We start from the raw sequence: 21,422 nt of genomic DNA on the forward strand, positions 1-21,422 counted from the left end.
TGAGCTGTTATTTTCAACTCTTACTATTATACAGCCTTTTTTAGACTTGTCAACTACTTTTTCTAATTTTTTTAATTAATTTTACAACAGCCTCAGTTCGAGCTGTATGTGGGAACATATCGACCGACTGGATATAATGTAGATCATAGACTTCTACTAAGCGCACCAAATCACGAGCCAAGGTCGAAACATTACAAGAAATATAAACCATTTTTTCTGGTACATAGGTAAGAATAGTGTCTAATAACTTATCATCCAGACCTGTACGCGGTGGATCTACAATCAAAGCATCTGCTCGGTATCCTTCCTTGTACCAACGAGGAATAATCTCTTCTGCTGTTCCAGCTTCATAATGAGTATTGTCAAATCCCATTCTTTTAGCATTTCGCTTGGCATCTTCAATAGCTTCTGGAATAATATCCATACCTCTGAGTGTTTTTACTTTCTTTGCAAAGGCAAATCCAATCGTTCCAACTCCACAATAAGCGTCAATCAAATGGTCTTCTTTATTTACATCCAGCGCTTTTACCGCCTCGCTATAAAGGACTTCTGTTTGTTCAGGATTTAGTTGATAGAATGCTCGAGGGGATAGTGAAAATTCATAATCAAGAACACCTTCTTGAATACTCTCTTGTCCCCAGATGATTTCTGTCTTTTCACCATATATCTCACTTGTTTTAGCTGTATTTGTATTCACAGCGACTGTCACAATTTCCGGAAAATCTTTAACTAAGTCTTTTACCAGTTGGGTTAAATTAAGCTGGCGGTTTGTAACAATAATAATCTGAACCTGTCCAGTCTTTCTTGCTCGTCGGACCATAATAGTCCTAACACCTAGAACTTTTCTCTCATCCGTAATTGGAATCTGGTGATAAGTAAGTAATTCTGCTAGACGATTAGCAATCACTTGGGTTTCCTTGTCTTGTACCAGGCAGTCTTTCAACTCTACTAAATAGTGAGAGTTTTGTGCATATAAGCCCGCCTTAACCTGATTCTTAAATTTTCGAGTCTGAAATTGTAACTTAGCACGGTAGTACTTTGGTTCCTGCATACCAATCGTCGGGCGGATTTCATAATTTTCATATCCTGTAGGAGCAAATTTTTTCAGCGCTTGATAAAGCAAGTCCGTCTTGAACTCCAGCTGCTTATCATAATGCAGGTGCATGATTTGGCAGCCTCCGCACTCATTATAAATAGTACAAGCTGGCACAACTCGAAATTTAGACTTCTTGTTAACCTTCAGTAATTTTGCCTCTACAAAGTTACGTTTAATAGAAGTAATCTGACAATAGATATCTTCTCCTTTGAGAGCACCAGGCACAAAGACTAATGTTTTTTGGTAAAAGCCGATTCCCTCACCATTAATTCCCATGCGCTTGATTTTTAATGGTATTTTTTGTTTCACTTTCAGATTCATACCCCTATCTTATCACATTTTGAGTTATAATAGAACTATGAAAATCACAAAACTTGAAAAGAAAAAAAGACTCTATCTGATGGAGCTTGATAATGACGACAAATGCTACATTACTGAAGATACTATTGTTCGTTTTATGTTATCAAGAGATAAAGTGATAAGCGAAGAAGAATTGAAAGAGATTCAGGACTTTGCCCAATTTTCTTACGGTAAGAATCTAGCCCTCTACCACCTATCCTTTAAAGCGCGCACTGAAAAAGAAGTCAGAGAATATCTGAAAAAATACGATATTGATGAAAACATCATTTCTCAAGTCATTATTAATCTTAAAGAAGATAAGTGGATTAATGATGCTCAGTACGCTTATGCTATCATCAATACCAATCAACTTTCAGGAGACAAGGGGCCTTATGTACTGACTCAGAAACTAACACAAAAAGGGATTTCAAGATCCACTATAGAAGAGATACTGAAAGAATTTGATTTTTCGGAAGTTGCTCAACGTGTAGCTAATAAACTATTAAAAAAATATGATAGAAAACTTCCAGCTCGTGCTTTGCAGGATAAGATTATACAAAATCTGACCAACAAGGGGTTTTCCTATTCGGATGCTAAAACTGCCTTTGACCAGTTGGATAGTCAAGTTGACCAAGAAACGACTCAGGAACTCATCTTCAAGGAGCTTGATAAGCAATATGCTAAGTATGCTCGAAAATATGACGGATACGAACTTAAACAGCGTTTAACTCAAGTTTTAGCTCGAAAAGGCTACGATTTTTCGGATATAGCAAGCGCTCTCAGAGAATATCTTTAATATTTTCGTGTAAAATTCACAGATTTTAGGCATTTTTATGGTACAATAGTAAACGATAAACTTATAAATTGTAGAAAGTTGGTTAGTTATGAAGCTTCCAAAAGAAGGCGACTTTATTACAATTCAAAGTTATAAGCATGATGGCAGTCTCCACCGAACTTGGCGGGACACCATGGTACTAAAAACAACAGAAAACGCCATTATTGGTGTCAACGATCATACACTTGTTACCGAAAGTGATGGTCGTCGTTGGGTTACTCGAGAACCGGCTATTGTTTACTTTCACAAGAAATATTGGTTTAATATTATTGCCATGATTCGTGATAATGGAATTTCCTACTATTGCAATATGGCTAGCCCCTACTATCTGGATGAAGAAGCTCTGAAGTATATTGATTACGATTTGGATGTTAAAATTTTTACAGATGGGGAAAAACGTCTCTTGGACGTTGAGGAGTATGAGCGTCACAAACGCAAAATGAATTATTCTGATGACTTGGACTATATTTTAAAAGAACATGTCAAAATTCTTGTTGATTGGATTAATAATGGACGTGGTCCTTTCTCAGAAGCCTATGTAAACATTTGGTACAAGCGCTATGTAGAACTAAAGAATCGGTAAAGTTGTCAAACTAGGGTGAGAGCCCTGGTTTTTTTATTTGAAAAACCCAGCTTTTCAGCTGGGGTGATTTCTATATATCTAATTTCGTAACAGTAAATTTGATGTGGGAATAGTCTTTTTCAACATCCTTATCCAGCAAGAAAGCTGTGGCATCCTTCTTAACTTGAACCAGATCAATATTCTGGGATTGAGCTGCATAGACGCATCCACAATAACATTGACGATAGATATCATACTCTTCACATATCTCCACTGAACGTTTGTAGCCTTGATTTTTCTTGAAATCACTTGGAAGATAGTGGGTTGTATAAATTTTTTGCACATCAATTCCGATGCTGTTGATGGTTTGAGAATTCTTATGAGGACTGATGGTCAAGGCTGAACCAAAGTAGTCAAAACCCAAGTCCATAGCCACTTGTGCTGTCTTATCCAGGCGGTAGTCAAAGCAAACCTTACAACGGTCGCCACCTTCTGGCTCTTCCTCTAGTCCTCTGACTAACTTCCGGTATTCATTGGGTTCATAGGGAGCTTCTAGGTACTGAACCGTATTTCCTGTTCGCTCATTGAAATCACTGACAAATTTTTGGGTGACGTAAGCCCGCTTGTGGTATTCTGCCTTGGGATGGATATTAGAATTGGCAAAATAAATGGTCACGTCTGCATACTTAGTCAAATATTCTAGAGTATAGGTACTGCAAGGGGCACAGCAAACATGCATGAGAATGGTTGGCCGTTGCTCATTTTTCTCCCATACTTGTACCATCTTCTGCATGACACGGTCATAATTAATCTTCTGATTAGGGTTCATCTTGCTCAGAATTTCTTCTACATCGATCATGTTCTTCTCCTTTTTCTAGTCTTATTTTATCATATAAGTTAGGAGAGCTCAAATCTATTTAGAAGTGAATAGCATAAAAAGGAGGGTTAGGGATTCCCTCCTTTTGTGTTTTTTATAAGTTGCTATCTACAGAAAGCTTACATCATACCGCCCATCATGCTTGGATCCATTGCTGGAGCTGGGGCTACTGGTTCTGGTTTATTAGCTACGACTGCTTCTGTAGTCAAAATCAAGCTGGCTACAGATGCTGCATTTTGTAAGGCTGAACGACTCACTTTAACTGGGTCAATAATCCCTTGATCAATCATGTTGACCCACTCGCCAGTTGCTGCGTTAAAGCCTGTTCCAACTTCAGCATTTTTCAAGCGATCGATAACAATAGATCCTTCAAATCCTGCATTGTGTGCAATCTGACGAACAGGTTCTTCCAAGGCACGGAGAACAATATTGCGTCCTGTTGCTTCGTCTCCTATCAATTCCAAATCAGCCACGGCTGGGATAACATTTACAAGGGCTGTTCCACCACCTGCAACGATTCCTTCTTCAACAGCTGCACGAGTAGCGTTGAGGGCATCTTCAATGCGGAGTTTCATTTCTTTCAACTCAGTTTCAGTTGCGGCTCCGACCTTAATAACCGCTACACCACCTGACAATTTTGCCAAGCGTTCTTGCAATTTTTCACGGTCAAATTCAGAAGTTGTAGTTTCGATTTGAGACTTGATAACCGCAACACGGTGAGAAATCGCTTCAGGATTTCCAGCACCTTCTACGATAACCGTGCTATCTTTGTCCACAGTTACTCTAGCTGCTTGACCAAGCGCTTCAATTGTCGCGTCTTTCAACTCAAGGCCAAGGTCTTCTGTGATAACTGTTCCGCCTGTTAAGATGGCGATATCTTCTAGCATAGCTTTACGACGGTCACCAAAACCAGGCGCCTTGACTGCTACCACGTTGAAGGTTCCACGAATCTTGTTCAAGACAAGAGTTGGAAGAGCTTCGCCATCAACATCATCCGCAATAATTAAGAGTGGACGATTGCTTTGGAGAATGCTTTCTAGGAGTGGCAAGATTTCTTGGATATTGGAAATCTTCTTGTCGGTAATCAAGATGTATGGATTTTCAAGATTAGCCACCATTTTTTCGCTATCTGTCACCATGTACTGTGAAAGGTAACCACGGTCGAACTGCATACCTTCTACAACTTCAAGCTCTGTTTCCATACCACGTGACTCTTCGATAGTGATGACTCCATCTTTGCCAACTTTTTCCATAGCTTCAGAGATGTACTCGCCTACTTTTTCGGAACGAGAAGAGACGGCAGCAACCTGAGCGATAGCTTCTTTGTTGGCAACAGGGATGGCGTTGTTTTTCAAAGCTTCAACTGCTGCAGCAACTGCTGTTTCAATCCCACGACGAATGCCGATTGGATTTGCTCCAGCAGTGACGTTCTTGATTCCTTCGCGGACGATTGCTTGGGTCAAAACAGTTGCAGTTGTCGTTCCGTCACCTGCGATATCGTTAGTTTTTGAAGCTACTTCTGATACCAATTTGGCACCCATATTTTCAAAATGGTCTTCCAATTCGATTTCTTTGGCAATAGTTACACCGTCATTGGTAATCAAGGGTGAACCGAATGATTTTTCAAGAACGACGTTACGACCTTTTGGTCCCAAGGTTACTTTAACAGTGTCTGCAAGGATATCGACACCACGAACCATAGCTGAACGAGCATCAGATGAAAATTTAATTTCTTTTGACATACTTACTTTCTCCTTCTATTCTTCAATGATTGCCAAGATGTTAGCTTCGCCTACGATGATGTACTTTTCATCGCCGTCTTTGACATCAAAACCTGCGTGAGCTTCAACTAAGACACGGTCTCCAGCTTTAACACTTGGAGCAACCAATTCACCGTTTAAGGTACGAACACCTTGTCCAGTAGCCACAACTTGAGCTGTTTTGGTTTTTTCTTGGGCTGAACCTGCGAGGACAAAACCTCCAACAGTTTGTTCTTTTTCTTCTACTTTTAAGACCACACGGTCTCCTAATGGTTTCAACATCTGATTTCCTCCATAATGAGATAGATAGTATTAGCACTCTTTATACCTGAGTGCTAATTCATAGTTCTATTGTATCACTTGGTCAGAAATAGTCAAGAAAAAAGTCTGACTTTGGCAAGATAAAAAGCCTGAGACCAACTCAGACTTTTCAATGTTTATACTCAATGAAAATCAAAGACCAAACTAGGAAGCTCGTCGCAGACTGCTCAAAGCACTGCTTTGAAGTTGTGGATAAACCTGACGTGGTTTGAAGAGATTTTCGAAGAGTATTAAAATGGTAGTTCTTCCTCTTCCAAGACCAAGTCTGCTAAGTCTTGGCCTGCGTTGTTTTCACGCATAGCACGTTGGGCACGACTTTCCAAGAGTTGGAATCCTGTGACAAGTACTTCGGTCACATAATTCATTTGACCATTTTTCTCAAAGCGACGGGTACGAAGTTCTCCATCCACAGAGATAAGACTACCTTTAGTTGCGTAGCTTGCCAAACTTTCTGCTAGTCTGCCCCATAGAACCATATTGACAAAGTCAGCTTCGCGTTCCCCGTTTTGGTCTTTGTAACGACGGTTGACTGCAATAGTCGCTCGCGCTACTGACTTGTCATTGTTGGTTTTGTGCAATTCTGGTGTAGACGTCAAACGCCCAATCATGATAACTTTATTATACATATTTTCTTCCTCCTACTTATCTATTCGTAGGAAATCAAAAAAAGTTACAGAAATTTGTAACTTTTCGAGAAAATTTTTTAGTTTTTATGAACCATGAAACCTGTCGCCTGTTGATTGGCCATAATGGTCATATCTGTAATCTGTACACGACGAGGTTGACTGGTCACATAGACTACTGTGTCTGCAATATCCTGAGCTTGCAAGGCTTCGATTCCTTGGTAAACAGACGCAGCCCGCTCTTTGTCACCATGAAAACGTACCGTCGAAAAATCTGTTTCGACAATTCCAGGCTGAATGGTTGTCACCTTGATATCCGTTGCGATGGTATCAATTCGCAGTCCATCTGAAAAGGTCTTAACCGCTGCCTTGGTAGCTGAATAAACTGCTGCACCTGCATAAGCGTAGATTCCTGCGGTTGACCCCATGTTGATGATATGTCCTTGATTGGCTTTTACCATTGCTGGCAAGAAAGAGCGAGTGACTGCCATCAAACCTTTGACATTGGTATCCAGCATGGTCAACATATCCAACTCTTCATAGTCCTGATAAGGTGCTAAACCTAGAGCCAGTCCGGCGTTGTTGACTAAGATATCAATCCGCCCTATCATTTCTAGAATATCGGAGCAGACAGTCTTTACCATAGTCATATCCGTGACATCTAGTGGAAAGGTCCAGACGGTTTGATTTGGGAAGGTCTCTGCAAACTCCGACTTAAGGGCTTCTAGTCTGTCTGTCCGTCGTCCGGTTAGAACGACATTCTCACCCTGCTCCAGATAAGCACGCGCAATCGCTTCACCAATTCCTGATGTCGCTCCTGTAATCACTACATTTTTTGCCATCTTATTTCCTTCTAGCTGGTCTATCAGATACTAACAACTTCTTAGGCAGTCCAGTGTTTAGCTGGATCAAATGGAGTTCCAACAACTTGGTCTTCTGATAATTCAATAATACCACGTTTTTGCGGAGCATTTGGCAGATGCAATTCACGAGGACTACACATCATGCCAAAACTCTTTTCACCACGAAGTTCGCCTGGGAAAATAAGATTTCCTTTTGGCATCATAGCTCCAGGAAGAGCTACAATGGTTTTCAATCCAACACGCGCATTGGGAGCTCCTGCAACAATTTGCACTGTCTTGTCACTTGCGACTGCAACTTGGCAGATGTTAAGGTGGTCACTATCTGGATGGGCTACCATCTCGACAATCTCACCAACAACAAACTTAGGCTCCTTGTCATTAACAATTTCCTCTGCAAAACCTTCTGCCTGCAACTCTTGGTTTAAACGTGCTACTTGCGCATCTGACAAAAATACTTGACCGCGCTCTGCAATTTCAAATAAACTTGAAACTTCAAAAATATTCCAAGCTACTGTTTCTCCATTATCTTTGAGGAAAACACGAGCTACCTTGCCTTTACGCTCCACATCCAGTTTGGCATCTCCACTATTTTTCACGATGACCATAAGGACATCGCCGACATGTTCTTTGTTATATGTAAAAATCATTGTTTCTATTTTCTCCTATTTCAGTCCTGCTAAAAAGTCGTTAATTTGTTGCTTGCTTTTACGGTCGCGATTAACAAAACGGCCGATTTCCTTGTCCTTTTCTAGTACAACAAGGCTGGGGATTCCATAAACATCCCAGAGTTTGGCCAAATCCATATACTGGTCTCGGTCCACTCGAATAAAGGTGAACTCTGGATTGGTCTCCTCAATTTCTGGTAAGGCAGGATAGATATAACGACAATCGCCACACCAGTCTGCTACAAAAAGAAAGACCTTCTTGCCATCTTTTTCCACTAAAGATGCTAATTCTTCTAAACTTGCTGGTTGTATCATAAGACTTCCTCCTCATAGACTAGGTCTTCATTTTCATAGACAAAGGTATAATGACGGCCATCCTCAAAAATGACGCCACCAACCAAGCTCTCTAGACTGCTTTCATAGACTTGAACATAGAGGGTCGCAATTTCCCCCATGTCTGAAAAATGGTCTCGTACAATCGCTGTCAACTCTTCCTGAGTCTTCATGAGCTTACGGTCATCTGCAACTTTTTTCGTAGCAAGGGCAAGACTCCCAATACCAAGCAGAGCCAGACCTGCCATCCACATTTTTTTAGCTTTCATACCATTCATTTTAACACAAAAAAGGCTTTAGGACAAATGAGGAAGCAGCAGAAAAGCAAGTAAAAAGCCTCTTCCTTTAAGGAAAAGGACTTCTTATACTCAATGAAAATCAAAGAGCAAACTAGGAAGCTAGCCGCAGGGTGCTCAAAGCACTACTTTGAGGTTGTAGATAGAACTGACGAAGTCAGCTCAAAACACTGTTTTGAGGTTGTGGATGAAGCTGACATGGTTTGAAGAGATTTTCGAAGAGTATTATTCTTATTGCCAGGCACCTGAGTTACCAACGTAGTAACCATCAGGTGTGTAGGTATTGCGAAGCATCTTACCTGATGAAGCTAGATAATACCACTTGCCATTGTCTTTGACCCAATCATTCGCTAACATGGCACCAGAAGAACTTACATAATACCATTCTCCCTTGTCATAAACCCAAGTGCTTGCTTTCATGGCTCCTGAAGTTGATAAATAGTACCACTTGCCTTGTTCGTAAATCCAGTCACTAGCAATCATGGCTCCTGATGATTTAAAGGCATACCAGTTGTTACCTTGATAAAGCCAAGTTTGATTGAACATAACTCCTTCATCATTCATAAAGTACCAAGTTCCCTTGTCCTTAATCCAATCCTTCTGCACTAATTGACCTTGTTTTTGATAGTACCAGTTTTGATTTGATTTTAGCCAGCTTTCTGCTTTTACAATCGGATAAAGTTCTTTGAAAGATCCTCCATCATATTTATGACTGATAGATTTTAGTTTTTCAAGCTTCAACTCGTCATTATCATAATTTGCCCAAGCATATACTTTTTGACCATTGACAGTCTCTGGTAAGGTAGCAGTGTAAGTCTTGGTTTGATAGTCCCATTTTGTATCAAGGTAGGTGTATTGATCACTTGATTCTTCAATACGATAGTAACCTCTCTTTCCACTATCATTATGAATATCATCCACAACTTTCGTTGACCAGGTCTTGACTTCATTTCCGCTTTTGACCTCGACCTTGATATCTCCTCTATAGCCATATGGAACATAGAAATTCAGGTAACGCCCTTCTATACCAATCATAGACTTGTCCTTTTCTTGACCTAGAAAATTGACTGTCTGATCTTGACCATCAAGACTAACCGTCCACTCGATTTTCTCGGTTTTTGGCAAATCCAAGACTTTGATATCCACTTCATGACCATTGTTAAACCGAAGAATCTTGCCATCTTGATACTGTACTCCACACTTAACAACCCATTCTTCTTTAAGCTCAAATGCCTGCCCTGAATGAGGTGAAACAAGCAAAGCTAGGCCTGCTAAAGCTAAACTAAATAGTGTGATTTTTTTCATTGTAGTTCCTCCTTAGGATTTTTTATGTTAATTATATCACTATGTTTTTATTTTGCAACTCATATCCTAAATATGCTAGTAAAAAACCTCTGAGATTGTTCTCAAAGGTTCTGATTTTGCTAATTGCTGTTCTCAACCGCTGCAGTCACAAAGGCAGTGTAGAGTTCTTCTGGACGATTTGGACGGCTTGACAGTTCAGGGTGATACTGACACGCTACAAAGAATTTATTTTCAGGAATTTCCACGATTTCTACCAAACGATTGTCTGGAGAAACTCCTGAAAAGACAAAGCCTGCTGCCTCAAACTGCTCACGGAAGGCATTGTTAAACTCATAACGGTGACGGTGACGGCGTTGCACCACTTCTTGATTGTGATAAGCAGCTGCTGCCTTAGAGCCACGTTTTAGTTTAGACGGATAAAGTCCCAAGCGAAGGGTTCCACCCATATCCTCAACGTCAATCTGATCACGCATGATATCAATGATAGGGTATTTTGTTTCTGGTGCAAGCTCTGCAGAATTGGCACCTTCAAGACCCAAAACGTGACGAGCAAACTCGATACAAGTCAACTGCATTCCCAAGCAGACTCCCAACATTGGAACATCATTCTCACGCGCATAGCGGATGGCTTGGATTTTCCCCTCAGTACCACGTTGGCCAAAACCACCTGGTACGATGATTCCGTCCGCATCAGACAAAAGCTCTGCCACATTCTCTGCTGTCACATCATTGGCATTAATCCAATTGATTTTAACTTCTGCATCATTAGCATAACCAGAGTGTTTCAAGGCTTCGACCACTGAGATATAGGCATCTTGCAACTCCACATACTTACCGACAAGGGAAATTTTGACTTGTTTCTTGAGATTCATGACCTTGTCCACCATGGCTGACCATTCTGTCATATCTGCTACTGGTGCGTCTAATTTCAAATGATCACAGACAATTTGGTCCATACCTTGTGCCTGCAAGTTCAATGGAATTTGGTAAAGGTGTTCGACATCCAACGATTCGATAACGGCTTCTGGTGCCACATCACAGAACTGGGCCAGTTTGTTTTTAATTCCTTGACCAGCTGGCTCTTCTGTACGAATAACCAACATATTTGGTTGGATTCCCAATCCACGCAATTCTTTTACAGAGTGTTGAGTTGGTTTGGTCTTCATTTCACCAGCAGCCTTGAGGTAAGGAAGTAAGGTTGTATGGATGTACATAACATTATCCGCCCCCACATCTGCCTTCATCTGACGAAGGGCCTCTAAGAATGGCAAGGACTCGATATCTCCTACTGTTCCACCAACCTCTGTAATAATGACATCAGAGTCAGTCGTTAGAGCGGCACGCTTGATTTTTTCTTTCAAAGCATCTGTGATATGAGGAATAACCTGAACAGTTGCCCCAAGGTATTCTCCACGGCGTTCCTTACGAAGAACTTCACTGTAAATTTTACCAGTTGTCACGTTGGAATATTTATTAAGATTGATATCGATGAAACGTTCATAGTGACCCAAGTCCAAATCTGTCTCAGCTCCGTCATCTGTCACAAAAACTTCCCCGTGCTGGTAAGGACTCATGGTTCCCGGATCAATATTGATATAAGGGTCAAACTTTTGAATAGTTACTTTGAGACCACGATTTTTCAAGAGACGGCCCAGACTTGCTGCGACAATCCCTTTCCCAATAGACGATACCACACCACCAGTTACAAAAATATATTTCGTAGACATAGATTCCTCTTTCTAAAATGCTCAAGGTCTTGCTGACTACGAGGGGACATAGAAAACAAGACCCTACTAATAAGAATAATCTGGGACGACTGCACCAGATTCACAACCAAAATACAAGAAGATAACTTCTTGAAAAAACAAAAATAGCTCCCTAAGAACTAGGGAGCCCCGACCTCTAAAAGAGGTGCCCGAACAATATGATACCTAAAAATAAGATAATTGTCAATAGCTAACTTTTATTCCTCGATGTTTTCAGTATCATCATCTGAAAACTCGTCGTCTTCTTCGTTAAGATCCACGTCTTCACCCAAGTCATCTGGGGCGATTTCGTTGATTTCTGCGTCGTAAGCTTCCACTTCGTTTTTCTCATCATCTGGATTTTCATCATCGTATGAAAGAGCTGGATCTGCTTCATATGCATCTTCGTCTTCCGGATCATCCGCATTATAGTCAATAGCATCTGAATCGCCATCCATGAAGGCATTGACACGTTTTTTCTTAGCTTTTGGTGCTACTTCATCGTCGTCACTTTCCTCAAGAGCGATGATTTCTTCGTCAATTTCGTCCACACCATACCATGAACGAAGACCCCATTTGTTGTCTCCAAGTGAGATGAAGCTACCGTCAAAGTTCAACTCTGTGTAGAACAAAGGCAAGGCTTCACGGATATCGCTGTTTGATGTTCCAAGGTAGTTTTGAATTTCGTTTACAAGATCGCTAAAATGCATCTCATGGTCGCGACCACGAAGTTCCAAGATAGCACGCGCTACCTCAATCATAGATAGTTCACTTTTTTCTTGCCCAGCAAATACTTCTAATTCCAAAGCGTTTCTCCTCATTTATACTACTATCGCCAGAGTGAACAGACTCTGACCTCATTTTATCATTTACTCTTTATTTTACGATAATTTTGCAGAATAGTCAAAGGTTAAGGGAGAGAAAGTGGCAGGACTTTTTATTTCTTTGCTACCCAGCCGATGGTGTCGCTTGGTGGATTTTCAGTATCAATCCAGATAAATTCAATACCGATTTCCCCATTTTTAAACTTAGTCAAACGAATACCGTTGATTTCCAGTTCATTGAGTCGTTGACCTGTCAATACCTCTCGTTCCTGCAAAATGAAAATCATACATAGAAATTTTTAAAAATTTTCTCTATCGTAAACCTGCCACTAGTTCAGAAACTATATTAGCTGATTCCAAACGTAGTATAGTCATTTCATCTACCTTCCCTAATAATGGCATTGCACCATACCAAACAATGGTCTTGTTCACCAATAGAATAGGCGTGACTATTTTTGATTGAGTAAAAGATACTTTAATCTTCTTGCTCTTCAACTGGTATAGCCAGGATTTGTTTGCAACAGTCTCTGGTATACATATCTCAATTTGACTAATCCTAAATTCTTTTAGAAAATTCATCAGTTTTGTCTGGTGCACATAAGGTAAAATAAGCATACACTCCTGTCTTTCCCCTGCCAAGTCCTCTCTCAGCACATTCTCATATCTACTATCAACATAAACGAATTGTTTCTCCTCACCCTCAATGACACAATAATCCATCTTTCGATAAGCTACTTGTCGTTTCTGAAACATCTTTTCTAAATAAGGAACATGAATATCCACATAATCGAAAATCCGCACCAAAGACTTATCCTTGTAGTTTCTATGAATCCGACCTGCATACTGAATCAAATTATTTTTCCAAGAAAAGGGTGCTGCCAAGATAAGCGTGTCCAACTGAGGTAAGTCAAAACCTTCGCCAATGTATTTTCCAGTTGACAATAATACAAACCCTTTATCTAGCTGTTCTAGCGTCTCTAGTAAACTTGTTCTCTCTCGGACTTTGGTTTTTCCACTGATAATATAAAAATCATCAACCTCTTTCTCTTTCAATAATTTTTCAAAGACATCTATCTGTTGAATTCGATTGACTAGAACCAAGATATTCCGCCCTTCTGCCACTTGGTCTAGAATATCCTTGAGAATCATCTGATTCCTCACTGAGTCAGTAGCAATCCAATCACTAAGCTGTATAAAATTACTTGCTTTGGTCTTTTCAATCTCCAAATGACCAAAAGAAGTGAATCTTAATTGCAATTGCCGTTTAAAATCCGTCTCCCTCTTATCAGCAGTATGGAGTATCTCACCAATTCTCTGAAAAACAATAGGCTCATGACCATTCTTACGCTCAGGCGTAGCCGTCAAACCGTAAAGATACTTCCCTCTAAACTGAGCAACAACTTTTTCAAACATCAAGGCAGAGACATGATGACACTCATCCACAATCATCATCTCATACTCATCCAAAAGACTTTGACTATTTTCCAACTTAAATAGAGATTGAATCATAACAATATCAACCAGTTTACTCAGCCATTTCTTAGTCCCACCGTACTGCCCAACATAGCCTATTACCTTTTCACAGCCTGATGCCGTATAACGGGTAGCTTCTTCCTCTTCGAAAGTCAAAAAATGGTTTAAACGATCCAGCCATTGGTCTAAGAGTTGCCTATTATGAACTAGGATAATTGTTTTGGTCTTCCGTTCAGAGATGAGGGCAGCACCTAAAACGGTCTTCCCAAAACCAGTCTCCGCATGGAGTAAACCATTTTCTTTGGAAATCATATCTGACAGGGCTAACTCTTGCTCAAAAGTGAGTTCTCCCTTAAATTCCACTCTAATAGACCTTTGTACCTTTCTCCTATCTTCCACAGATACCTGCTTAAATTTATCTTGCAATGGATACAGCAAGCCTCTTGGCAGCCATAAATAATGATCGGATTCTCCAAATAAATACATTCGCTCAGGAATTTGATAGGTTGGCTGTCGCATAGCCTGCTTTAAATAAAATTCGGGATTAGAAAATGAAGCCATATTTTTCAAGAAAAACAGTGTCTTGGGTGTCACAGACGATTTTTCAAGTTGGATCATATTGGATAAGACGACCTTCAACTCCTTATCCAATTCTTGTTTGCCTAACTCCTCTTGGATTAACAGCGCCACTTTAGCAGTTGAAACCCTCTGGATTTCTTGTAGATACCTCCATTGGTCTTCATAAGGCTGAAAATGTTCATCCACAAAGACCGTTCGCCCTTGATGATAAGCTTCTCCTTGAAAAGGAAGGGCAATCAAATTACCAAATCCACCTTTAGGAAGAACATCCTGATTTGGAAACATGCGATCAAAAGAATCAAAGGACAGTTGCATACTTTCCTGCATTGCCAGTTCTAACAGTTTCTTTCCAAACAAGCGAGCCTCTCGACTCGGAATCGCTTCCTCAAAGAAGAACCAAATATGGAGTCCGTGGCCCGAACGAGAAATCTCTAGATGAGCTTCCATCTGGCGTTCCCTGGCTATTCTTCGAATGGCTAAACCGGCTTCTTTCCAATCTCTTTCATCCAAATCCAGTACCAAAAAATAACAGCTATCATCTAAGTGCATAGGAAAGATACCGATAGCTGTCTCCCCACGAAAATGAGATTTCAAAACGGAATCCGTCAATGTCTGGAAACTCCGTTTTTCAGGTGGCAACTGCTTCCAACCATAATCATAGGATGGAAAATACTGAATTTTCCCTTGATCATTGATGAAACTCTTAGCATAAACATCATAACGGCCAGCAAACACGGAGGTAAACAATTGTAATTTTTCTTGCGTCGTCAAGCGACTACTTTGAAGTTGGAACATCTCCTCGAACTGAGAGCGTTCCATCACAAACTGACTCTTGTCTTTAAGATGTTTACACAAGAAAAACTCACTATCCCCATTAAAAGAAGAAAAGACATCAAGTACTTCTACCACAATTCCATCCAAAGACACAAAAACAGCCATAACAATCACCTCCTTGATTCCTATAGGCTGATTATAACAAGAATAGCTGAAATTGTACACGAAAATAAAATCCTAATAGTACTCATTTTGTATGTGACTAATATTCCGTCTCGCTCCGGAAGGCACTAGGTAATTAGAGTTTAAACGAGCAGTCTATAAAATTAAAAAAACGCATATCATCAAGCGACTAAAAACTTTGATGATATACGTTTTCTTATGAGAATATTTACTTCATTTTTGCCTAAAATTCAATGTTTACTCAGTATTAGGATTATGAAAAATCGAGGTCTAAATCTAGATACATTTTTTCTGAAGACAAATCATTTTGACCACCGAGCAAGAGATTTTCAAAAAAAGCTGTTAAAAACTCAGGACGTCGCTGTAAAATCTTTGCATTATCTAATACTAAGGCATCACGAAAATACTTGGAATGTTGCTGAAATGGTGTATTATCAATATCAAAACCAAACTCACGAAGATACTGAATCAAAAAGACCGTTACCGTCCGAGTGTTTCCTTCGCGAAATGGATGAATCTGCCAGATTCCTGAAATAAAATGCTGGATTTTTTTAACCATATCCGCTTGGGTTAGTGTCGCATATGCAACTTGTTTTTCCTGATTAAAATCATAATCCAATGTCATTTGAATCATGGAGTAATCAGAGTACACAACACTTTCACCATTCAAAACAGGTTCATTCTTTGTGATATTGGTCTGACGAAATTGCCCCACCGGAATAGAGGTTTCAAATATATCTTGAAACAACCCCTTATGAATAGCAAGTAAGGTTGCAGGACTGAAGCTAAAGCCTCTTCGAGATAATAGTTCCACGATACGAAGAGAAACCAAGTCTGCCTCCTCCGTACTCGCATCAATGGTATGATGATAAGCCGTTGCATCCTCATAAACCTGCTCATAAGTCAGTTCACCCCGAGCCTGTTTCTCAGCCAAAGATTCCATATAAGCTGATGGCACTAGATTGTCAACTTTCTGTAGGCCAAAACCGATCTGCCATAAGTCACGTTTAGCTTCATAAGACAAGTTTGGATCGTCAATGTTGTAAGTTGGTTGCATAGAAAGGTCCTTTCAATTCTTTTTCTTCATTACCATTAAATCACGAAATTGGTTGGAAACTGGCTTAAACTATAAAAAGCTCTCACAATATGTTCTATGAAATATATATACTTCATATAAATAATAAAAGAGTTGTAGTCAGCACTAGTGGTGAATTCAATGTTAATTTCGCCATCTTTAAACTTAGTCAAACAAATACCATTGTTCTCCAGTTCATTAAGTCGTTAACCCGCCATGACTTCTATCTGCTTTAATTAGAAAAGTTAAGGGGGAGAACTAATACAAATCTTCTAAGCTCCTATATTCTATGACTTCATTTTTTATGATGCTCTTTTGGAATTCAAAATGATTCAAAGGATTATCAATTAACACTAGCTTGGGAATATCATCTAGGTTAGTAACTAAGGATAAAATAAAATCTGATTTAAACTCTTTGGCTTTTTCATATTCTCTGGCAGTCAATCGAATGCGACCCTTAGATTTTCGAATTCCTTTAACTTCGGCAAGGTAAGAATACTCTTGGACATCTACCTGAAAGTCATATCCATCACCATAAAGACGGGCATCGGACAATAGTCCACCTTGAAATTTTTCTTCTTTATCAAAGTTGAGTATAAAATAATTTTCTGCTTCCATTCCAGTTTCTTGTAGACGTTTGAATTTAGTTCGAATAATTGGTTTTTCAAGGGTAGTAATGCCTGTTCGCTTTCCTTCACTAGCAAGTAACATTTTAACGATTTCAGCATAACTATGAACATCTTCATTTCCAAACATCATATCAATTAAATCTTTACGAAAACGGTAAACTTCAGCTTTCTGCCACCAACCTTTTCGATTATTGTCAAAATAAGGATCAAATAAATCCATTCTATTTTTTACAACTCCAGTTGTTTCAGCAATTCCCAGAGAAACCACATGGCGATAAAACTCCGACTTGCTAGAACATTGAAATTCTCTTATAAAAAGCTTGTCAAACTTGGCAAGACCATAGCCAATTAGATTTAACAATTCATAATGAGGGTGTTTAGACATCACTTTCTCCATCAATAGATATTGATTTCATTATACCAAAAAACACGGCTTACCACCGTGTTTCTATGTTTATTTCACCAACTTCTTCATCTCATCAATACGTGCTACGGTCGCATCATACTTGGCTTGGTAGTCGGCTTGTTTGTCGCGTTCTTTTTGGACGACTTCTGGTTTGGCGTTGGCTACGAAGCGTTCGTTAGAGAGCTTCTTACCAACCATGTCCAGTTCTTTTTGCCATTTAGCTAGTTCCTTGTCGAGACGAGCCAGTTCTTCTTCGACATTGAGGAGGTCAGCGAGTGGCAAGTAGATTTCTGCTCCTGTGATGACACTTGACATAGCGAGTTCAGGGGCAGGGATGGTTGAGGCGATTTCCAAGTGTTCTGGATTTGTGAAGCGTTTGATGTAATTGACATTGCTGTTAAAGAAGGCTTCCAAGTCGCTATCACTAGTCTTAACAAGGATGGTGATTGGCTTGCTTGGTGCTACGTTTACTTCCGCACGCGCATTACGAACGGCACGGATCAAGTCTTTGAGGCTTTCTACACCAGTGTGAGCCGTAAGGTCTTCAAAGGCTGGGTTGACAGTTGGGTATTCTGCTGTCACGATAGAGCCTTCTGAGATTTGTCCAAAGATTTCCTCTGTCACGAATGGCATGATTGGGTGAAGGAGACGAAGGATCTTGTCCAGAGTGTAAAGGAGAACAGAACGTGTGATGACTTTCTCTTCTTCATTATCGCTATAAAGGACTTCCTTGGTCAATTCAACATACCAGTCCGCAAACTCGTCCCAGATGAAGTTGTAGAGGATGTGTCCAGCAACACCAAACTCAAACTTATCAAAGTTGGCAGTTGCTTTTCCGATCGTTTCATTGAGGTTGTGGAGAATCCAGCGGTCTGTAACATTTCCAGCTTCCTTGTTAACAACTTTTTCCACATTGGCAGTTGCTTGCTCAAGGGTCAAACCTTCATTGTTCATGAGGATGTAGCGAGAGATGTTCCAGATTTTGTTAATGAAGTTCCATGAAGCATCCATTTTCTCGTAAGAGAAGCGCACGTCTTGGCCTGGTGCAGAACCGTTTGAAAGGAACCAACGAAGGGCATCGGCACCGTATTTCTCGATAACATCCATCGGATCAATACCGTTACCGAGAGACTTAGACATCTTGCGTCCTTGCTCGTCACGGATGAGACCGTGGATCAGAACGTTTTGGAATGGCTGACGGCCAGTGAATTCCAAGGATTGGAAGATCATACGAGACACCCAGAAGAAGATGATGTCGTAACCTGTTACCAAGGTTGAAGTTGGGAAGTAACGTCTGAAGTCTGCTGAGTCGACATCAGGCCAGCCCATTGTCGAGAATGGCCAAAGAGCAGAACTGAACCAAGTATCCAAGACATCTTCGTCCTGAGTCCAACCTTCACCTTCTGGAGCTTCTTCACCGACGTACATTTCACCCTCAGCATTGTACCAAGCAGGGATTTGGTGACCCCACCAGAGCTGACGAGAGATTACCCAGTCGTGAACATTTTCCATCCATTGGAGGAAGGTATCGTTGAAACGAGGTGGGTAAAATTCAACCTTGTCCTCTGTATCTTGGTTAGCAATAGCATTTTTCGCCAATTGGTCCATCTTGACGAACCATTGAGTAGACAAGCGTGGCTCCACCACTACACCCGTACGTTCTGAGTGACCAACACTGTGGACACGTTTTTCGATTTTGACGAGGGCGCCGATTTCTTCCAACTTGGCAACGACTGCTTTACGAGCTTCAAAACGGTCCATGCCTGCAAATTCGAAGGCAAGCTCGTTCATAGTTCCGTCGTCGTTCATGACGTTGACTTGTGGCAAGTTGTGGCGTTGACCCACCAAGAAGTCGTTTGGATCATGGGCAGGCGTGATTTTAACAACACCAGTACCAAACTCGGGATCGGCATGTTCGTCTGCAACGATTGGGATTAGTTTATTAGCGATTGGAAGGATGACGTTTTTTCCAATCAAGTCCTTGTAGCGTGGATCTTCTGGGTTGACCGCAACGGCAACGTCTCCAAACATGGTCTCAGGACGAGTAGTCGCAACTTCAAGAGCGCGTGAGCCGTCTTCCAGCATGTAGTTCATGTGGTAGAAGGCACCTTCGACATCCTTATGGATAACCTCGATATCAGAAAGAGCTGTACGAGCTGCTGGGTCCCAGTTGATGATAAACTCACCACGGTAGATCCAGCCTTTCTTGTAAAGGTCCACAAAGACCTTGCGAACAGCTTTTGACAAACCTTCATCAAGCGTGAAACGCTCACGAGAGTAGTCTACAGAGAGCCCCATCTTGCCCCATTGTTCCTTGATAGTAGTGGCATATTCGTCTTTCCATTCCCAGACCTTATCGAGGAATTTTTCACGACCTAGGTCATAACGTGTAATGCCCTCTCCACGCAAGCGCTCCTCAACCTTAGCCTGAGTGGCAATCCCCGCGTGGTCCATCCCTGGAAGCCAAAGGGTATCAAAACCTTGCATACGTTTTTGACGGATAATGATATCCTGCAAAGTCGTATCCCAAGCGTGACCAAGGTGAAGCTTACCAGTTACATTTGGTGGTGGAATCACGATTGAATAAGGCTTAGCCTTTTGATCGCCCGAAGGCTTGAAAACATCAGCATCAAGCCATTTTTGGTAACGACCAGCCTCAACCTCGGCTGGATTGTATTTAGGTGAAAGTTCTTTAGACATGTGATTGTCCTTTCTAGTTAATATCTTTAAATAAAATTAGTATGTAGAAGATAGGCCTTGATTCAGCACATCTGATTTTTTCAGTATCTTCTATTAGCAAAAAAGAAACTATATAAAAATTTTACATTAACTTTCTCTCATTATCTTCATAATATGTTTATCAAAGTCCGATAGAATTTTTTGAGTTCGGTTAAATTTTTCATACTCCTGGATAGCTTTTGAGTCTGCTTGTTTCTTGGAAATACTTCCTTTTCCTTCTAAAATTTCGTACTCATTAAAAGATAGAAAACGATCAATACTATCTGCCAATCCTCGCATTGTAAAAGTATTACGGCGCTCAACCAAACCTTCAATATAATCAAAATAAGCTGTAACTGTTCGCTCTAGTTGTCGAATTTCTTTTTCTTGCAAATAGTTTTTGGCCACCGTTACATCTGATTTGAGAACTCGTCCATCAGGTGCATTCTTCCAAGTAGTTAATCCCATTTTTTCTTTACTAGCATCAGCTTGCTGATAGATAATTTCTGCAGCAGTATTTCCAGTAATCGCATAATGAAATTTATTTTGCACCATAGCATAGAAATTTTTAGTAATATCTGAGTTTCGATCATAATCTATGGCACATTCAGCAAAGATATCCGTGATTTGTTGATAGATTCGGCGCTCGCTAGAACGAATAGAACGAATCCGTTCTAAAAGTTCACGGAAATAATCTTGTCCAAAAACTGTCTGTCCTTGTTTCAAGCGTTCATCATTCAAAACGAAACCTTTGATGATAAATTCTTTCAAGGTCTTGGTTGCCCAAATTCTAAATTGAGTAGCCTTGCTGGAATTTACGCGATAGCCAACTGAAATGATAGCATCCAGATTGTAATATTCAAGTTCACGCCGAACAGTTCTATTTCCCTCTTGTTGAACCTGTGCAAATTTTGCACAAGTTGATACCTTATCCAACTCATCACTATCATAAATGTTTCTCAAGTGCTTTGTAATGACACTTCGTTCAACTCCAAAAAGCTCTGCAAGACCTTTTTGAGTCAACCAAAGATTTTCATCCTGTAAAAGGATATCTAGCTGAACATGGCCATTAGGTGTAGTATACAGGATGAAATTAGAAATTTCATTCAAGACAATTCCACCTCCTCCCTTCAGTAAACAA

Annotated in this window: 20 protein-coding genes and 1 pseudogene; 2 read left to right on the forward strand and 19 right to left on the reverse strand. The window is 40.4% G+C overall.

Annotated elements, in window-relative coordinates:
* Positions 1-49: 49 nt before the first annotated feature.
* A complete protein-coding gene (gene rlmD / locus HMPREF1048_RS10625; protein ID WP_001050285.1) occupies positions 50-1,417 on the reverse strand; it encodes a 23S rRNA (uracil(1939)-C(5))-methyltransferase RlmD in 1,368 nt (455 codons plus the stop codon).
* 37 nt (positions 1,418-1,454) lie between these two features.
* Between rlmD and recX the strand changes: the two genes are divergently transcribed.
* Both recX and ntdP read left to right on the forward strand, forming a co-directional pair.
* Positions 1,455-2,231: a recombination regulator RecX gene (gene recX, locus HMPREF1048_RS10630; protein ID WP_000705080.1), complete on the forward strand. Its 777-nt coding sequence runs from the start codon at positions 1,455-1,457 to the stop codon at positions 2,229-2,231.
* An 88-nt stretch (positions 2,232-2,319) separates the two neighbouring features.
* Positions 2,320-2,853: a nucleoside tri-diphosphate phosphatase gene (ntdP, locus tag HMPREF1048_RS10635; protein ID WP_000775316.1), complete on the forward strand. Its 534-nt coding sequence runs from the start codon at positions 2,320-2,322 to the stop codon at positions 2,851-2,853.
* A gap of 70 nt (positions 2,854-2,923) precedes the next feature.
* Here ntdP and HMPREF1048_RS10640 read toward each other — a convergent pair whose 3' ends face one another.
* The 18 genes and pseudogenes from HMPREF1048_RS10640 to HMPREF1048_RS10715 form a co-directional block, all read right to left on the reverse strand.
* On the reverse strand, positions 2,924-3,691 hold the full coding sequence (locus HMPREF1048_RS10640) for an epoxyqueuosine reductase QueH (RefSeq protein ID WP_000567577.1): 768 nt from the start codon (positions 3,689-3,691) through the stop codon (positions 2,924-2,926).
* A 137-nt stretch (positions 3,692-3,828) separates the two neighbouring features.
* Complete coding sequence (gene groL, locus HMPREF1048_RS10645) at positions 3,829-5,451, reverse strand: chaperonin GroEL (protein WP_000031587.1); 1,623 nt, start codon at positions 5,449-5,451, stop codon at positions 3,829-3,831.
* A gap of 15 nt (positions 5,452-5,466) precedes the next feature.
* Positions 5,467-5,751 (reverse strand): co-chaperone GroES, encoded by a 285-nt coding sequence (gene groES / locus HMPREF1048_RS10650; RefSeq protein WP_000917341.1) that lies wholly within the window; start codon positions 5,749-5,751, stop codon positions 5,467-5,469.
* Between the two features lie 269 nt (positions 5,752-6,020).
* Positions 6,021-6,416 (reverse strand): single-stranded DNA-binding protein, encoded by a 396-nt coding sequence (locus HMPREF1048_RS10655; protein ID WP_000282465.1) that lies wholly within the window; start codon positions 6,414-6,416, stop codon positions 6,021-6,023.
* A gap of 77 nt (positions 6,417-6,493) precedes the next feature.
* Positions 6,494-7,255, reverse strand: coding sequence for an SDR family NAD(P)-dependent oxidoreductase (locus tag HMPREF1048_RS10660; RefSeq protein ID WP_001107785.1), 762 nt, complete (start codon positions 7,253-7,255; stop codon positions 6,494-6,496).
* 41 nt (positions 7,256-7,296) lie between these two features.
* On the reverse strand, positions 7,297-7,923 hold the full coding sequence (gene ytpR, locus HMPREF1048_RS10665) for a YtpR family tRNA-binding protein (protein WP_000578282.1): 627 nt from the start codon (positions 7,921-7,923) through the stop codon (positions 7,297-7,299).
* 15 nt (positions 7,924-7,938) lie between these two features.
* Positions 7,939-8,256 carry a thioredoxin family protein gene (locus HMPREF1048_RS10670; protein WP_000615777.1) on the reverse strand — a complete coding sequence of 106 codons (318 nt, stop codon included), beginning with the start codon at positions 8,254-8,256 and terminating at the stop codon, positions 7,939-7,941.
* Complete coding sequence (locus tag HMPREF1048_RS10675; RefSeq protein WP_001013971.1) at positions 8,253-8,552, reverse strand: DUF4651 domain-containing protein; 300 nt, start codon at positions 8,550-8,552, stop codon at positions 8,253-8,255. The genes HMPREF1048_RS10670 and HMPREF1048_RS10675 overlap by 4 nt, the downstream gene beginning before the upstream one ends.
* A 249-nt stretch (positions 8,553-8,801) precedes the next feature.
* Complete coding sequence (locus HMPREF1048_RS10680; protein ID WP_000724452.1) at positions 8,802-9,875, reverse strand: N-acetylmuramoyl-L-alanine amidase family protein; 1,074 nt, start codon at positions 9,873-9,875, stop codon at positions 8,802-8,804.
* A 119-nt stretch (positions 9,876-9,994) separates the two neighbouring features.
* Positions 9,995-11,602 (reverse strand): CTP synthase, encoded by a 1,608-nt coding sequence (locus HMPREF1048_RS10685; protein ID WP_000105246.1) that lies wholly within the window; start codon positions 11,600-11,602, stop codon positions 9,995-9,997.
* Between the two features lie 236 nt (positions 11,603-11,838).
* Positions 11,839-12,426: a DNA-directed RNA polymerase subunit delta gene (gene rpoE, locus HMPREF1048_RS10690; RefSeq protein ID WP_000418416.1), complete on the reverse strand. Its 588-nt coding sequence runs from the start codon at positions 12,424-12,426 to the stop codon at positions 11,839-11,841.
* Between the two features lie 131 nt (positions 12,427-12,557).
* Positions 12,558-12,731: a hypothetical protein gene (locus HMPREF1048_RS12890; RefSeq protein ID WP_000576263.1), complete on the reverse strand. Its 174-nt coding sequence runs from the start codon at positions 12,729-12,731 to the stop codon at positions 12,558-12,560.
* 25 nt (positions 12,732-12,756) lie between these two features.
* Positions 12,757-15,435, reverse strand: coding sequence for a TOTE conflict system archaeo-eukaryotic primase domain-containing protein (locus HMPREF1048_RS10695; protein WP_000268093.1), 2,679 nt, complete (start codon positions 15,433-15,435; stop codon positions 12,757-12,759).
* A gap of 271 nt (positions 15,436-15,706) precedes the next feature.
* A complete protein-coding gene (locus tag HMPREF1048_RS10700; protein WP_001183259.1) occupies positions 15,707-16,510 on the reverse strand; it encodes a Fic/DOC family protein in 804 nt (267 codons plus the stop codon).
* A gap of 35 nt (positions 16,511-16,545) precedes the next feature.
* Positions 16,546-16,764: pseudogene (locus HMPREF1048_RS13525) on the reverse strand (hypothetical protein); the annotation flags it as partial.
* 22 nt (positions 16,765-16,786) lie between these two features.
* Entirely contained in the window at positions 16,787-17,542 is a 756-nt protein-coding gene (locus HMPREF1048_RS10705; protein ID WP_000033782.1) for a protein NO VEIN domain-containing protein, read from the reverse strand.
* A gap of 69 nt (positions 17,543-17,611) precedes the next feature.
* Positions 17,612-20,263, reverse strand: a complete 2,652-nt coding sequence (locus HMPREF1048_RS10710; protein WP_000032168.1) for a valine--tRNA ligase — start codon at positions 20,261-20,263, stop codon at positions 17,612-17,614.
* Between the two features lie 126 nt (positions 20,264-20,389).
* On the reverse strand, positions 20,390-21,391 hold the full coding sequence (locus HMPREF1048_RS10715; protein WP_001002888.1) for a virulence RhuM family protein: 1,002 nt from the start codon (positions 21,389-21,391) through the stop codon (positions 20,390-20,392).
* Positions 21,392-21,422: the final 31 nt, after the last annotated feature.

Origin of the sequence: Streptococcus mitis SK575 (genome assembly GCF_000257865.1) — a bacterium.
Taxonomy (GTDB): Bacteria; Bacillota; Bacilli; order Lactobacillales; family Streptococcaceae; genus Streptococcus; species Streptococcus mitis_CQ.

Excerpts from the sequence above, each read along its gene's own strand:
- rlmD (WP_001050285.1), bottom strand. The coding sequence starts at position 1,417 with ATGAATCTGAAAGTGAAACAAAAAATACCATTAAAAATCAAGCGCATG.
- recX (WP_000705080.1), top strand. The coding sequence starts at position 1,455 with ATGAAAATCACAAAACTTGAAAAGAAAAAAAGACTCTATCTGATGGAG.
- ntdP (WP_000775316.1), top strand. The coding sequence starts at position 2,320 with ATGAAGCTTCCAAAAGAAGGCGACTTTATTACAATTCAAAGTTATAAG.
- HMPREF1048_RS10640 (WP_000567577.1), bottom strand. The coding sequence starts at position 3,691 with ATGATCGATGTAGAAGAAATTCTGAGCAAGATGAACCCTAATCAGAAG.
- groL (WP_000031587.1), bottom strand. The coding sequence starts at position 5,451 with ATGTCAAAAGAAATTAAATTTTCATCTGATGCTCGTTCAGCTATGGTT.
- groES (WP_000917341.1), bottom strand. The coding sequence starts at position 5,751 with ATGTTGAAACCATTAGGAGACCGTGTGGTCTTAAAAGTAGAAGAAAAA.
- HMPREF1048_RS10655 (WP_000282465.1), bottom strand. The coding sequence starts at position 6,416 with ATGTATAATAAAGTTATCATGATTGGGCGTTTGACGTCTACACCAGAA.
- HMPREF1048_RS10660 (WP_001107785.1), bottom strand. The coding sequence starts at position 7,255 with ATGGCAAAAAATGTAGTGATTACAGGAGCGACATCAGGAATTGGTGAA.
- ytpR (WP_000578282.1), bottom strand. The coding sequence starts at position 7,923 with ATGATTTTTACATATAACAAAGAACATGTCGGCGATGTCCTTATGGTC.
- HMPREF1048_RS10670 (WP_000615777.1), bottom strand. The coding sequence starts at position 8,256 with ATGATACAACCAGCAAGTTTAGAAGAATTAGCATCTTTAGTGGAAAAA.
- HMPREF1048_RS10675 (WP_001013971.1), bottom strand. The coding sequence starts at position 8,552 with ATGAATGGTATGAAAGCTAAAAAAATGTGGATGGCAGGTCTGGCTCTG.
- HMPREF1048_RS10680 (WP_000724452.1), bottom strand. The coding sequence starts at position 9,875 with ATGAAAAAAATCACACTATTTAGTTTAGCTTTAGCAGGCCTAGCTTTG.
- HMPREF1048_RS10685 (WP_000105246.1), bottom strand. The coding sequence starts at position 11,602 with ATGTCTACGAAATATATTTTTGTAACTGGTGGTGTGGTATCGTCTATT.
- HMPREF1048_RS12890 (WP_000576263.1), bottom strand. The coding sequence starts at position 12,731 with ATGATTTTCATTTTGCAGGAACGAGAGGTATTGACAGGTCAACGACTC.
- HMPREF1048_RS10695 (WP_000268093.1), bottom strand. The coding sequence starts at position 15,435 with ATGGCTGTTTTTGTGTCTTTGGATGGAATTGTGGTAGAAGTACTTGAT.
- HMPREF1048_RS10700 (WP_001183259.1), bottom strand. The coding sequence starts at position 16,510 with ATGCAACCAACTTACAACATTGACGATCCAAACTTGTCTTATGAAGCT.
- HMPREF1048_RS10705 (WP_000033782.1), bottom strand. The coding sequence starts at position 17,542 with ATGTCTAAACACCCTCATTATGAATTGTTAAATCTAATTGGCTATGGT.
- HMPREF1048_RS10710 (WP_000032168.1), bottom strand. The coding sequence starts at position 20,263 with ATGTCTAAAGAACTTTCACCTAAATACAATCCAGCCGAGGTTGAGGCT.